The sequence below is a fragment of the Neobacillus sp. NPDC058068 genome (assembly GCF_042885335.1).
Lineage (GTDB): Bacteria > Bacillota > Bacilli > Bacillales > Cytobacillaceae > Neobacillus.
In genome coordinates this window covers 15,540-29,800 of sequence record NZ_JBHVSI010000005.1, presented here as the reverse complement: position 1 = coordinate 29,800, position 14,261 = coordinate 15,540, and the positions used below count along the sequence as shown (strand labels likewise).

The window sequence follows — 14,261 nt, the reverse complement described above, 5'->3', positions numbered from 1 at the left end:
AAAGAGGTGATGAAAAATGATTCTTCATTATAAGTGTCCCAGCTGCGGGAGTGATATGAGCTTTGATCCCGAGTCAGGGGAATTATCTTGCCTGAGCTGCGGCAGACACGAAAATATTGAAAATTATCCGGAGGAATTGAAGTCGGTAAGATTTTCGGAGGATGAGGCGAACGAATACCATTGCGAGAATTGTGGGGCAGTTCTTATTACAGAGGCAGAAACAGCTGCGACAAGCTGCAGTTTCTGCGGAGCGGGTGTTGTCATTGCCGACAGATTATCGGGTACTCTTGCACCGGCAAAGGTCATTCCTTTTACAATCAGCAAGGAAGAGGCAACGAAGGCGTTTCAAAAATGGTGCAGAAAAGGGCTCCTAACTCCAAAAGGCTTCATGAATGCAGATCGTATTAAGAGCCTGACAGGCATGTATGTTCCATTTTGGTTATTTGATTTAAATAGTAAGGTGCAAGTAAATGCCACATGTACAAAGGTCAGAACCTATACACAGGGAGATTATATTTATACAGAAACAAAGTATTATGATGCTTTCCGTGATATCAACCTTGATTATGTCAAAATCCCTGTTGATGCATCCGAAAAGATGAATGATAAATTAATGGATAAATTGGAGCCATACCCATATGATCAATTAAAGGATTTTAAAACCCCATATTTGGCAGGATATATAGCGGAAAAATACAATTATACAGACGAAGAGCTGCTCCCGCGGGCGAAGGATAAAATCAGCGGCTATATTGATTCCTATATTCGTTCAACGTTAACAGGCTATCATTCAGTAAATTATACGAATAAATATATTGATACGGTAAACAAGAACAGCGATTATGTATTACTGCCGGTTTGGATGGTTAGCTATGATTATAACAATTCTGATTATACGTTTGCGATGAATGGCGAGACAGGAAAAATAGTCGGCAAACCGCCAATCAGCACAACTAAAGTGGCGATGTGGTTTAGCGGCATCTCGGCTGGAACCTTCCTTGCCTTAAAATGTGTCTCTTATATGATGGGAGGCGGATTTTGGTGAGCAGGATTTATCTGCAAAAAAGAGGAATCTTTTTCTTAATGATAGCATTTCTGCTGCTGCTGCCATGGGCAATGCCGGCCAAAGCGGAAAACTTTGATCGGAGCCAGTATATATATGATTTTGCCCATTTACTAACGGATAAAGAGGCGGCAGAACTTCAAAATATGGCAAGTGAACTGGGCAAAGAGAGGGAGACCGCTTTTATCATTCTCACGGTAAATGGAACGGAAGGAAAGGATATCGTTCAATATGTGGAGGATTTCTATGATGATAATGCTCCCGGGTATGACCAGCCGCATGGAAATACAGCGATACTAGCCATCGACATGCAAGAACGGGATATTTATTTGGCAGGTTTTAAAAAAGCGGAGCAGTATTTGGGTGATGGCAGGCTTGATCAGATTCGTGAAAACATTACCCCTGATCTATCAGATGGTCACTACTTTCAAGCCTTTTCGGCATTTATAACTGCTTCCCATGAATATATGGGCTATGAGCCGAGTGACGGCAGCAGCTCGGATGGATATTCGGGCTATGGGCCGGGTGGAAGTTCGGATGGGTACAATAGCAATGATTCGGGGGCCAACCAGGAGAATATATTTTTTCAATGGTGGTTTCAATTAATTGCCTCCTTCATCGTTGCCGGGGTAGTTGTAGCGATTATGGCGTATCGCTCTGGCGGCAGGGTCACGGTAAATGCCGGGACTTATATGAATAGTGATCAGTCAAGAGTACTAGACAAATATGATAACTTTGTCAGACAAACAGTGACGAGGCAAAGGAAACCTTCTAATAATACGCACAGCGGCGGTGGAGGCGGAATTACTGGCGGCGGTCACTCACATAGCGGAAGCAGAGGCAAATTCTAAAAGCGGAAGGGAGCAACTGATCGATGTCTTTTTTTAAAAATCAATTTGCAAATGTTGTAGAATGGCAAGAATTTAGAGAGGATATGATTTTTTATAAATGGAGCAATCGTGAAATTAAAAAGGGGAGCAGACTGATTATTCGACCTGGGCAAGATGCAATCTTTTTTAACAATGGAAAAATCGAAGGGGTGTTTCGGGATGACGGTGAGTACGATATCGAATCGCAAATCATCCCCTTCTTATCGACCTTAAAGGGATTCAAGTTTGGCTTCAATAGCGGGATGCGGGTAGAAGTGCTGTTTGTGAACACGAAAGAGTTTGTGGTGAAATGGGGCACGCAAAATGCAATCAATATCCCAACACTCGGACTTCCTGGCGGCATGCCGATTCGCGCGAACGGAACATTTAATTTTAAAGTACATGATTATATTGCCTTAATCGATCAAATTGCCGGTGTAAAGGATCACTATGTAGTGGAGGATGTCAAAATTCGCATCACCTCTATCCTTGATCAGCTCCTGATGAAATGGATTACACGGGAAGGGAAGGATATGTTCAATCTGCAGGCAAATTCCTTCGACATTTCAAAAGGAATTCAAGAGGATTTAGATATGCAGATGATCAAGAGCGGCATCACCATCACCGGGTTTAATGTCATGAGCTTCAACTATCCAAAAGAGATTCAAGACATGATCACCAAAAATGCTTCACAGGGAATGGTGAGTGATGTTGGCAGGTACCAGCAAATCTCCTTAACAGATGGCATGGCCACTGGAAAAATGAGCGGCGGCGGGACGGCATCGGATATGGCCGGAATGATGATGGGGATGAATATTGCGGGTCAAATGATGAATCAAATGAATCAGAATCAGAATCAGAATCAGAATCAGCATACGCAAAATCAGCCTGCACCGCCGCAAAATGCACAACCTCCTGCACAAGCAAATGGAGGCGGACAAAAAAAACCAAACTTTTGCCCAAATTGCGGGACGAAAACAGGCGAGGCAAACTTTTGCCCTAATTGTGGGGAAAAACTTATTTAGCAAAAAAAGCGCGGGGACGGTTCAATTGCTTCTTAGGAAGCAAAGAACCGTCTCCGCGCTACTTTTTTGTTCATTATTACTTAGGATGCGGTGAACCGTATCACAAGTGATGGTAAACAAGAATGTGGGATTGCCAATAAAAATAAAAACCTTAGAACAAATAAAAAATGATACTATGGGGGACATAGGATAGAACTTTACAGATAAATGAAATGTTCATTTGTTACAGTTATGAATTATCCTGTTTAAAATTACAATGAAAGAGTTATGCTGTATATTATTATTAGTTAATCTTTTATTTTATAATGAGGTTAAGATAAAAAGAATTGTATAAAGGTATACAAAGTTTAAGAAGGTGGTACAAACATGAGTTCATTATTAAATATCATTGAAAAATTTCAGTATAGGGAAGATTTCCTTTTGAATACTGAGGATTTACCTGAAAAATTAATAAATAAATTATTAAAATGGTATGATGGGAATCCTTATAATAAATCAGATAAAAGAATAAAAGATGCATTTCATATTCTTTCATGGTGCTATGATAAATCTGATTTAGATTATTTACCTCGAGATATGAGAGAGAAGCGATTTGAAGCAGCAGCTCAGGCCTTAAACATATCTCATGAAAAATTAGTAGAGCTTTTTAATTCTCATACAAAAGTGTTATTCCCTAGTCAAAAAGAAACAAAGATAATTGCAGTTGAAGGCATTGATGGTAGTGGAAAAACGGTTCAAATGTCTTTATTAGAGGAGCAGCTTAAGGTGAAGGATAAACAAGTAATAATAAAATCCTTCCCTGTTTACGAAAGCTTTTTTGGGAAGTATATTGGACAATTTTTATCGGGAAACGAAGAGGTTAATGCAAACAATGTAGATCCTAAATCAATGTCTTTATGGTATGCTTTAGATAGATGGAAGGAATTTGAAAACTTTGATTGCATTAATTATGATTATTTATTATTGAATCGATTTACACTTTCAAGTGCTGTATATCAAAGTTCTAGGGTGAAACCAGAATTAAGAGAAGAATTTATACAATGGATATTTGAGTTAGAGCATTCCCAATTAGGATTACCCTCTCCAGATTTATACATAGTTTTCGATCTTAATGCAGAAACTTCTAAAAAAAATGTGTCAAATAAAGGGTTTCGGGATTATGTGGGAGAAAAAGCGGATGTATATGAAGAATCTGCTGATATAATGAGTAACGCAAGGGGAATTTATCAAGATTTAGCGGAAAAATATAATAACATTGTTATTATTAATTGTTTGGACGAAAACAACAAGATGAAAACACCGGAAGAAATCAATCAAATTGTGATGAAGGTGATAGAAGATGGGGAATATTAAGTACGATTCAGATTTAAACGAATTTTATAGTTCAAGTAGTGATGAGGTATCAATTTTACCACAAATTATATGGCATATTACGGACAGGTGTTTTTTATCCTGTCCTTATTGTTTTGCAACAAAAACTGCTAGAGAGACGGAACTGGATAAGATTGATGATTTTATGGAAGTATTTAAAGAACTTGGAGTTCAAAAAATAGATATTGCAGGCGGTGACCCGCTAACTTATTCGCATTTAGATGTAATTTGTAATGCACTTTCTAAATTAGGTATCCAAATGACACTGACAACAAGTGGAGTGGGGAAAAAAGATGTTAAAGAGTGGTTAATTAATAATGCAGAGATGTTTAGTTGGATATTAATATCTATAGATGCCCCAAATGCCGAACAACATGATGCTTTAAGAGGAAAGATAGGAACATTCGAGCAATTAAATAATTTAATAGGGGATTTAAAGAAAAAGCAATATAAAAATATAAGAATAAACACTGTGATAACTAAATTATTTCTTGATGAAGAGATTGTAGAGCAGTTTATAGAGTTAATACAGTTAATCCAACCAAAAGAGTGGTGTCTAATCCAGCCACATCCAGCAAATAAAAAAGAAAAATATGATGAATATGCAACAAGTGATGAGGAATATGAAGAAATAGTACATAGTATTCAACAAAAAATATCAATAAAATATTCCAATAGTGTAAAAATTACGCTAAGATATAATCGTAATTATTCGAAATATTGGGTCTTATATCCGAATGGGAAGTTAAGACAGCATACTGAGCATAGTGAAGATAGATTTGATTTTGAATTTATTCCTGAAAATATCAATGATATAAAAAACTATGTAAAGGAATATGGTGTATGGCTGCCAATGAAGAAAGAGGGGAAATAAAATGACAAACAAAGAAATGATATTAGTTGAAAATGTTCAGGAAAATGGATTTGTATCAGACTTATTAAAAGGGTTAGAGCAAGCCCTACGCAGTGAAACAAAATCACTAGAAGTGAAAAGAAAGATTCAACCAAATGCAAAAGGCGAGATAATAATTGGTATTGCTATAGGATTGGCAACTAATTTTATTTATGATGCTTTAAAATCGGTAATTAGAGTGTATAAAGGACATGAAAATTATGACTCTGATACTATAATTAAAATTGATGGTAAAGAGTATTCGCTTAAAGAAATTGAAAAAAAGTAGAATAGCAGGTTATGAGAGATGAATTATTTAATTTCAGTAGGAATCAAAAATTGTAAAGATGAATTGCTAGGAGAAATTGCATGTGCTCATAATGATGCCAATTTTATTTATGAAACTTTAAATAATGTTTTAAATGTTGATTTTTCCGATAAGCATAGTATTTGTTTAACAGACCCAACTGATGAAGAGTTTTTAGCTGTAGTGAAGACGTTTAAAAGAAATCTGGGTGAGTCAGATAACTTAATTATTTATTTTAGTGGCCATGGCGTTTTAGAAGGTAATGATAGTTTAGAATTAGTATTTAGTGGTGCGTATAGTAACGGAGAAGGTCGATGTAAGTTATCACGATTAAAAGATGAAATGGATCGAACAGATTTCCAAACCATATTAATACTTGATTGTTGTTCTTCTAGTGCAGGTTTAAACATAGCTAATGCTAAAAATATATTTAGTCATGAAAAAATTTCTGTATTAGCTTCAAGTGGCGCTTTTGGAATAGCAGGATTTAATGAAAATGGAAGTATTTTTACTAAACATTTATGCGAAGCACTTAATGCACTAAGTGAAGAAGGAAAACCAATTTCATTACGTGTTCTAGCGGAAGAAATAATAACTACTGGCCATCCTTGTTACATAAATTCTTCAAATCGTGCTCCAGATACTGTGTTAAGTAATCCAGTTATAATGATTGAGGATAATAAAGATTTTCAAAAAAGATTTTTAATGAGAATTAATGAATCCGATACTGCTACTAGAGAAATGCATTGGTATTATTTGATGGATTTCCCTGAATCGATCAAAATCGAGGTGTTACGGGGCTATTTTGAAAAAAATGTAAGTGAACCACATTGGTTAGTAAGAAGAGCAATAGGGTCTTTAATTAGTGAATTAAAGAATTTTAGAATGAAAGAAAGTATTATTCTGGAATTGTTACGTTCAAGTGATTGGACAGCTCAATGCATTGGTCTTATAGGCGCACGTAGGGAACTAAATCACGAATTAATTAGGAATGAAGTGAAAAATATTCTTTCAAGTGATACCCAAATTGATGCGATATGGCTTGCTAATTTATATTTATCAGACAATGAAAATCGGGATATTGATTATGCCTTATCTTCCTCACTTTCAAAGACACCTTGGGGTGTGCTGGACATATGGGTAAGATACTCAGAAAAAATGGATAAGTCTATTCTTTTAGAAATGATTAAAAGTAGGGTAGACCATTCATTACTTAAACCACTTTTTCTGCATATGTACTTTGAAAGCGGTTATAAAGAACAAGAGGGATTATTAGACCAAGCGAGATTATTAGAACAAGAGGGGCTATTAGCACAAGTGAGGAATAGTAAACTAATCCCTATCCTTTATGAACTTAAGAAAAGAGGAGAAACAAAATCTGCAAAACAAAAATGGTTATTTTCCTCTTTATATGGTAGCTGGAGGGATCAATTAGATTTAAAGCTACATGAATTCTTCTATCATAAACGAGATGAAGAGATACGTGCTGATTTAGAAATAACCTCACATTTACCCTTAGTAGAGATGAGGATGGCGATATTTCAATATATGACAATATATTCAGAAATGGTTGAAGAATATTCTCATTTATTAAAATGGGGGTTAATTGACCCACATCCTTGGGTTAAAAGAACAGCTATACGTGCTTTCCAAGGACAGCCAGACTTATTGAAAGAAGCTTTCCAAGAGGAAATTAATGGTCAATTATATCCAGGTAAATTAGATTTTATTTTAGAAGCTGTATCTCTTGGTGTTGACTGTGAAGAGTATATAGTTAGGCATAAATTAAGTAAAAGTGAGACAGATAGCATAAATTGGGCTACCCATAATATTTTTAGGGAAAGAAGAATAATGGTTTAATTAGCAGTAATCCTGACTTCTGGCTCAAGGAGTAACGAACAATATAAGAATTCATAGCCCATGATAGTATAACTTTCATGGGCTTTCTTAGATAAAAGTTTAGTTTGTTTTAACCTTTTTGCTAATTTTTTACTTTGATTGATTTGTACATTTTTTTGAGTGGTAAAGAAAAAAGTTATTTATCTAGTCTTGATAAAAGCAGTTCAAATAGAGAATAAAGCTTGGATTTAGTATAGGGATAATTAAAATAAACTTAAATAGTATAATACTTAACAAGTAATAAATTGCAACTAATGGACGTATATGGAAGATGGAAAGAGTACTTCTATAAGCATAGTACAGAAATAGATAAGGGTGATTTACAGATTCGGACTTCATGATGCCTTTAATTGGTAAAATGTAGATAGTAAGATTAAAAGGAGTTCTGAAATGGATACACTTTCTGATAGTGATAAAGAATATTTTAAAGAGAATGTTCTTACCCTCTTTTTCGCATGGGGGTTGTCTTATCGGAGAATTAAGAGAACATAAATTTTCTCACGGGCTTCATTGTCATCATTGTGGAAGTGTTTCTATAATTCGTTTTGGCAAACAGAATGGTAAACAACGATATAAGTGTAAAGACTGTTTTAAAATCAGTAACGATTTAACGAGTTCTCCTTTATACCGCACCAAGAAAGCCGATAAGTGGATTAATTTCATTGAGTGTATGCTTAAAGGATATTCCCTTCGTAAGACCGCAGATATTGTCAAAATCCACTACACCACCGCTTTTTATTGGCAACACAAGGTTCTCTCTGCTATCAATAAGTATATGATTCAGAACATCACATTTTTAAATAGAGGAGGATTTTATGAAGAAGAAATTTTATTATTCTGCTAATACCATTTGGTGCTATTTTTAACGAGAAAGTCTTTTTTGTTACAAAAGTCCTGAAAAAAATAGGGGGTGTCCCAAAAGTATAACTTTTGGGGGCACCCCCTTTGCCAAGACATTGTTGGTTCCCTCTTATGCTGTTTTCTTTTGTTTTTGATCTAAAAGATGACTAAAGAAAGTTAGCAGACTTGCACAAACTGCAACTACCCCACCAACCCATGTGACATTCATTAAATTTCCTTGATGGTACACCATTCCGCCTAATGCTGAACCGAAAGCGATCCCTACATTGCTTGCCACTGGCATAAGTGAAGCAGCAAGTCCTGTTGCTTTTGGCTGATAAATTCCGGCAAGATCAATTAAATAAAGCTGGGTAGATGTTGTTAAGAGGATGGCCATTAACGACATCAAGCCAATGTTTGCAAGTCCTATAATAAAATGATTGGTCGTCCAAAATAAACTTATCAGGACAATTGCTTGCATGAGAAAAACAAACCGAAGGCGGCCGATTGCATTATGGCTGGCAATTTTACCGGCGAGGATGTTGCTGAAAATTGAGATACATCCGTAACCAAATAAGATTATACTGATTGATTGATTTGGTGCTCCCATTCCCTTCAAGATAGGAACAAGGTACGTAAAGACGGCATAAGTTGCGCCAAATCCAAGAGCAGGAATGAAAAAGGCCATCAAAATTCGTGGATTGGTCAATAAAGAAAACTGATCCCGTATCGAACTGCGTAATTGGCTGAGCTTATTAGGCAAGACGAAGTAGGATGCCAAAAACGCCAATCCTCCTAGGAAAGTAGTTAACATGAAAGTGGCATTCCAGCCGTACCATTCAGCAATGACAGTACCAATTGGCACTCCAACGACATTTGCAAGTGTGAAACCACCGAAAACGAATGATATAGCAAGTCCGCGTTTTTCGATCGGCATGGTTTCACTTGCAACTATCATGGCTAGAGAGATTAATACTCCTGTTACAATCGCCGTTATAATCCGAAGTGCAAGGAACATGATGTAGCTCGTCGAAATTACGCACAAACCATTCAGGATGATAAAAGACCCTAACAAAAACAACATCCATTTACGCTTTGGAAAATGACTTGTTGCTGACATCACGAGTGGTGTGGCGACGGCAAACGTAATCGCAAACGTAGAAACAAGAGTGCCTGCTTTTGCATTTGTCATATGAAGGCTTGAGGAAATATCGGTTAAGATTCCGACAATAACAAATTCGCTTGTTCCGAGAACAAATGTTAATAAAGTGAGTGTTAAGATGAGCAACCAGTGTCGCTTGGATAATTTTGTGGGATGCATAAATATCTCTTTTCTTAGATGAATGTAAATGTGTCACATAGTAGATACACAACCTAAACATCATACCATAAAGTATTTTTGCGAGGTAAACCCTTTCTTACCAATTTTGGGTTAAGGCATTTTCTTGTGCATTTACAATCATCCATGGATTGGATACTTTTTATTTTTGATTTCACCATAAAGAGGTATCAAGAAATGGAAAATGCTCATAAAATATTTTAAGGAAACATTAGATGTTTTAATGGGGGTGTTGTGCATAGGTAAACGAAAACGAATGTTAGTAAATAAAATGTTTTTGATGTTGACGACTTTATTGATGTTTTTTTCCATTAGCGGGTGCGGTAAAAGCGACGTAAAAGAGGAAACAGAGGGAACAGCTCCCGTGAGTAAAGAAGAAGGAAAAGCTCCACAAAAAAAGGACAATGAAACACCTGCTTCACCGAAAGATGAACTTGGAGAGTCAGCTATTCCGCCTATTGCCACTGGAATGACACATTATATGGAAGTGAAACAAAAAGCATATGAGATGTTTGACCCTATGTTGGAAACCGTCTCAAAAGAAAATCCATTGGTCTCTATTACTTTGATGGGCTTGTTTAGCACAGATATTCCTTTAATGCCAATAGCGATGTTGTCTGGCGTCCCTAAAACAGGACAAAATGTTTGGGAAGGGCCGGTGATGAATCAAGATAGTAAAGGTCACGTTGAATTGAAAGGCGATATTTGCACGTTCGACCTGGAAATGAAATCAGAAGATGAGACCATTCAAAGTATGAATATTTCAGGTGAATACGATACGAAAACTGAATCCCTAAAAGCTAGTTTTTCAGTTAATGGCAAAGAAACAAAGGTATTTGAGTATGTCCCTTCCGGAGATGGATATGTGAGTCAGTTATTTACAAAGGAAAACGGAGAAACTACCCTAATCAAGCAGGTTTTTAATGAAAATACACTTTATATGGGAGTTTTTAAGGATAGCAGCAAGCAGGAAAGTATTTACAAACAAAATGTTGAGTTCAGTGAGAACTTTGTTAAAAATGATTTCATGATGATTGTAATTGAAAACGGAAAAGGCTATACAATCATTGAGAATAAAAAGTACGAATATTAACTGTCAACAGCCCGATGCGAATAAGCAAAGGGCTGTTCAATCTTATAAAGAAGTTTTTGATTTGTACGAACTCCCCACCTTTTACCAGCTTTTACATAGTTGAATCAAAACTTTGTTTACTTTTTGACAGAGACTGATGGCACGGAATCAGATACCAAAAAACCGCAGTCAAGACTACTGCAAATTGTTATTGATTAAACCGAGATTTAATAATACAAATTGGCAAACAGGTTTTTCCGTCCGCTTCCTCAATCAATCATTTGATTTAATGGGTTAACAACGGAACTTATTTTAAAAGTGATATATACTATAGGTGAGAAAGGAGTGTGGATATTTTGAAAAAAGGTTTTATGGCAATCGGAATTGTTATTGCTGTCATTGTTGTTTTTGGCCTTATGTTCATGTCCAGCTATAACAACTTTGTCAGTTCCGAAGAAAACGTGAATCAGTCTTATGCACAAATTGAAAATCAGCTGCAAAGAAGGCTGGACTTGATCCCCAACTTGGTAAATACGGTAAAAGGTTATGCCGCACATGAAAAAGATGTGATAACCTCCATTTCCGATGCTCGTGCACGACTTGCCGGGGCGAAAACACCGGGAGAGGAAGCGACAGCGAACGCTGAATTATCAGGGGCGTTAAGCCGTTTGCTCGTCGTTGTTGAAAATTATCCAGACCTGAAGGCCAATCAGCAGTTTGCCCAATTAATGGATGAACTGGCCGGAACGGAAAATCGAATCTCTGTTGCCCGGAAGGATTATAATGACCAGGTAGCTGTGTTTAACAAAAAAGTAAAGCAATTCCCGGGAGCGATAATCGCAAGAATTGCCGGGTTTAATGAAAAGGAATATTTTAAAGCAGATCCTAAAGCACAGGAAGTACCTCAGGTTGACTTTGGGGGCAATGGGTGATGAATGCGAAACGGATCTTCAGCCTTCTACTGGTGTTTTTCACCTTTCAACTATGTGCAGCAAATGCACTTGCTGAGGATGTTCAAATTCCCGCCTCTACGGGAGATATTTATGTTCAGGATTTTGCCCATGTTTTAAACGAAACGGAAAAGGCTGAGTTAATCAATTTAGGAAGAAGCCTTGAAAATCGAACGACAGCACAGGTAGCTGTTTTGACAGTCCCGACAATCGGGGATCGAACAATAGAAGAATTTGCCGTTGAGGCATTTCGAAAATACGGCATTGGAAACAAAAAGGAAAACAACGGTGTCTTACTCGTTTTAGCGATGGAGGAACATAAAGCAAGGATTGAAGTAGGATACGGGCTCGAGGGCAGAATTCCCGACGGTAAGGCCGGACGGATTCTCGATGAATACTCAATTCCTAATCTGAAAAATCAACAGCCAAATAAAGCGGTTATTGAAACTTATAAAGTACTGGTGAAAGAGGTACTCGCTGAATATGGCGTCAAGGGTGGAGAGCAGCCGGCAACAAAGAATGAAGGGATCGGGATTCCGCCATGGCTCCTCATTATTATTGTAGTTGTCGTCGTGTTCCTTGACTTTAAATTCTTTGGCGGCACCCTCACCTACCTTCTGCTTTCCATCTTGTCTAGAGGTGGCGGAAGAGGCGGCGGTGGATCCCGTGGAGGAGGAGGCGGTTCCTCGGGAGGAGGGGGCGCCAGCCGGGGCTGGTAGATAGATAGGGACAAAGGGACAGGTACTCTGTCCCTCCAGTAATTCCCAAAAGGTGTCAGGCACCATGTGAAAAATTCACATGGTGCCTGACACCTTATTATTTGTTCTGACTTAATAAGTGTAAGCAAAAGTCCAGGTCAGACTGGAGGTGTTGCTGCATGAGGATTTCGGCTTTTTGGCCATCTCTTGCTTTAATGGCTTCATAAATATGTTCGTGTTCTTCGATCAAGAATGGGCGGTTGTAGTAAACGACTGTCCGGCGAAAAAGATAAATGATTGATTTCATTCTATCGATAATATCAATCATAACTGGATTATTACTGGCATCAACAATGATTTCATGAAATTGTTCGTTTGCTTTCATAATTTCTTCGATGGTCCCCGTTTTGCCAATTTCTACGCATTCCCAAAGAGAATCAAGCTCATCCTCAGGAAGATAGGCTGCTGCCGATTTTGCTGAGAATCCTTCCAAGAGAATCCGAATCTGAAACATGTTTCGCAAATCCTTTTCTGTTGGACTAACTACCATCTTTTTGACAATCAATCCTTCGTATTCTAACCTCCGAATGGACTCCCTGATTGGAGTCCGGCTGACACCAAAATCGGCAGCGAGCTTTTCCTCCACAATTTTCGTTCCACCTGGAAGTTCCCCATTTAAAATTTGATCACGAAGGATTTCATAGGATTGATGATAAGCGTGACGAGTTTTTTCATTTTTCCGCAGCATGTAATTCCCTCACAATTATTAATCTAATTTAAGTTAATAGTAACAAATTTTATTTTTAAAAAAAATAGACTAGACATATCTGAAAAAAGAAACTATTATAATTTGTATACAAAAGTAATATAAATGTATACAAAATTAAATAACGTGTATACATTCCTGTTTTACCTTTCTATGTTTGCTCGTTTTCAATCAGATTGAAGGCACAATGATGATTCAATAATTTTTTTAAAATTTTTTGTAAGCGTATGCATCTAAAGTGAAATTTGTTTTTAATTTTCAGGGAGGAACAATTATGACGAAGAGTATTGGTTTTATCGGCTTAGGCATTATGGGGAAACCGATGGCACTAAATCTACTGAATGCAGGCCATAGTTTGACCGTTTTCGACATTAATCAGAAAGCTGTGGAGTCATTAGTTCAATCAGGTGCGGCGGCAGCCGCCTCTCCAATCGAAGTTGGCGAACGAAGTGACATTATTATTACGATGCTTCCAGCTAATCAACATGTAAGACAGGTTGTATTAGGAGAGAATGGGATCATTCATAGTGCTAAAGAAGGCTCTGTTGTAATCGATATGAGTTCTATTACACCAGTTGTCTCAAGGGAAATCGCAAACGAACTTGCGAAAAAGGGCATTGAAATGCTAGATGCACCAGTAAGCGGCGGCGAACCAAAAGCGATTGATGGTACGTTAGCTATTATGGCAGGCGGCAAGGAAGAAGTGTTTGAAACTGTCAAAGATGTCCTTTATGGAATGGGGAAAGATGTGACATTAGTAGGCGGTAACGGTTGTGGTACAACGGCAAAGCTTGCCAATCAGGTCATTGTTAACCTAAATATCGCAGCTATGTCTGAAGCCCTTGTTTTAGCAGCGAAAGCTGGAATCGATATTAATAAAATGTATCAGGCCATTAGGGGAGGACTTGCAGGAAGTGCCGTTTTAGATGCAAAGGTTCCATTAATTCTTGAACGAAACTTCGTTGCCGGCGGAAGAATTGATATCAACCTTAAAGATATCACCAACGTGATGGAAACTGCGCACGAAATTGGCGTTCCACTGCCATTATCAAGCCAGCTTTTAGAAATCTTCCATGCCTTGAAGGTGGATGGAAAGGCAAGCCATGATCACGGCGGTATCGTCCAATATTATGAAAAGCTTGCCAATGTGGAAGTAAGGAGTTTATAAGC

13 protein-coding genes and 1 pseudogene are annotated in these 14,261 nt (G+C 37.5%); 12 read left to right on the top strand and 2 right to left on the bottom strand.

The window, feature by feature from the left end; all coding sequences use genetic code 11:
- Positions 1-16 precede the first annotated feature (16 nt).
- The 8 genes and pseudogenes from ACFVSW_RS07545 to ACFVSW_RS07510 all read left to right on the top strand — a co-directional run.
- Positions 17-1,045: a TFIIB-type zinc ribbon-containing protein gene (locus ACFVSW_RS07545; RefSeq protein WP_387314186.1), complete on the top strand. Its 1,029-nt coding sequence runs from the start codon at positions 17-19 to the stop codon at positions 1,043-1,045.
- Complete coding sequence (locus tag ACFVSW_RS07540; RefSeq protein WP_483871758.1) at positions 1,042-1,914, top strand: TPM domain-containing protein; 873 nt, start codon at positions 1,042-1,044, stop codon at positions 1,912-1,914. Before ACFVSW_RS07545 ends, ACFVSW_RS07540 begins: the two co-directional genes overlap by 4 nt.
- Positions 1,915-1,937: 23 nt before the next feature.
- A complete protein-coding gene (locus tag ACFVSW_RS07535) occupies positions 1,938-2,957 on the top strand; it encodes an SPFH domain-containing protein (RefSeq protein WP_387314184.1) in 1,020 nt (339 codons plus the stop codon).
- Between the two features lie 366 nt (positions 2,958-3,323).
- Positions 3,324-4,310 carry a dTMP kinase gene (locus ACFVSW_RS07530; RefSeq protein WP_387314183.1) on the top strand — a complete coding sequence of 329 codons (987 nt, stop codon included), beginning with the start codon at positions 3,324-3,326 and terminating at the stop codon, positions 4,308-4,310.
- Positions 4,297-5,202: a radical SAM protein gene (locus ACFVSW_RS07525; protein ID WP_387314181.1), complete on the top strand. Its 906-nt coding sequence runs from the start codon at positions 4,297-4,299 to the stop codon at positions 5,200-5,202. The genes ACFVSW_RS07530 and ACFVSW_RS07525 overlap by 14 nt, the downstream gene beginning before the upstream one ends.
- 1 nt (position 5,203) lies before the next feature.
- Positions 5,204-5,509 (top strand): hypothetical protein, encoded by a 306-nt coding sequence (locus ACFVSW_RS07520; RefSeq protein ID WP_387314178.1) that lies wholly within the window; start codon positions 5,204-5,206, stop codon positions 5,507-5,509.
- An 18-nt stretch (positions 5,510-5,527) separates the two neighbouring features.
- Positions 5,528-7,387, top strand: coding sequence for a caspase family protein (locus tag ACFVSW_RS07515; protein WP_387314176.1), 1,860 nt, complete (start codon positions 5,528-5,530; stop codon positions 7,385-7,387).
- Positions 7,388-7,816: 429 nt separating this feature from the next.
- Positions 7,817-8,207: pseudogene (locus tag ACFVSW_RS07510) on the top strand (transposase); the annotation flags it as partial.
- A 189-nt stretch (positions 8,208-8,396) separates the two neighbouring features.
- Here ACFVSW_RS07510 and ACFVSW_RS07505 read toward each other — a convergent pair.
- The gene (locus tag ACFVSW_RS07505; RefSeq protein ID WP_387314174.1) at positions 8,397-9,587 is read right to left on the bottom strand and encodes an MFS transporter; all 1,191 of its coding nucleotides are present in this window, start codon (positions 9,585-9,587) and stop codon (positions 8,397-8,399) included.
- A 382-nt stretch (positions 9,588-9,969) separates the two neighbouring features.
- Between ACFVSW_RS07505 and ACFVSW_RS07500 the strand changes: the two genes are divergently transcribed.
- The 3 genes from ACFVSW_RS07500 to ACFVSW_RS07490 all read left to right on the top strand — a co-directional run bounded on the left by ACFVSW_RS07500 (position 9,970) and on the right by ACFVSW_RS07490 (position 12,346).
- A complete protein-coding gene (locus ACFVSW_RS07500) occupies positions 9,970-10,698 on the top strand; it encodes a hypothetical protein (RefSeq protein WP_387314171.1) in 729 nt (242 codons plus the stop codon).
- Between the two features lie 350 nt (positions 10,699-11,048).
- Positions 11,049-11,609: a LemA family protein gene (locus ACFVSW_RS07495; RefSeq protein ID WP_387314631.1), complete on the top strand. Its 561-nt coding sequence runs from the start codon at positions 11,049-11,051 to the stop codon at positions 11,607-11,609.
- Positions 11,609-12,346 carry a TPM domain-containing protein gene (locus ACFVSW_RS07490; RefSeq protein WP_387314169.1) on the top strand — a complete coding sequence of 246 codons (738 nt, stop codon included), beginning with the start codon at positions 11,609-11,611 and terminating at the stop codon, positions 12,344-12,346. The genes ACFVSW_RS07495 and ACFVSW_RS07490 overlap by 1 nt, the downstream gene beginning before the upstream one ends.
- Before the next feature lie 97 nt (positions 12,347-12,443).
- Here the strand turns inward: ACFVSW_RS07490 and ACFVSW_RS07485 are convergent, their stop codons facing one another.
- Positions 12,444-13,073 (bottom strand): GntR family transcriptional regulator, encoded by a 630-nt coding sequence (locus tag ACFVSW_RS07485; protein WP_387314166.1) that lies wholly within the window; start codon positions 13,071-13,073, stop codon positions 12,444-12,446.
- A gap of 256 nt (positions 13,074-13,329) precedes the next feature.
- On the opposite strand from ACFVSW_RS07485, the gene garR reads away from it, so the two are divergent.
- Positions 13,330-14,259, top strand: coding sequence for a 2-hydroxy-3-oxopropionate reductase (gene garR, locus ACFVSW_RS07480; protein WP_387314163.1), 930 nt, complete (start codon positions 13,330-13,332; stop codon positions 14,257-14,259).
- The last annotated feature ends 2 nt before the right edge of the window (positions 14,260-14,261 follow it).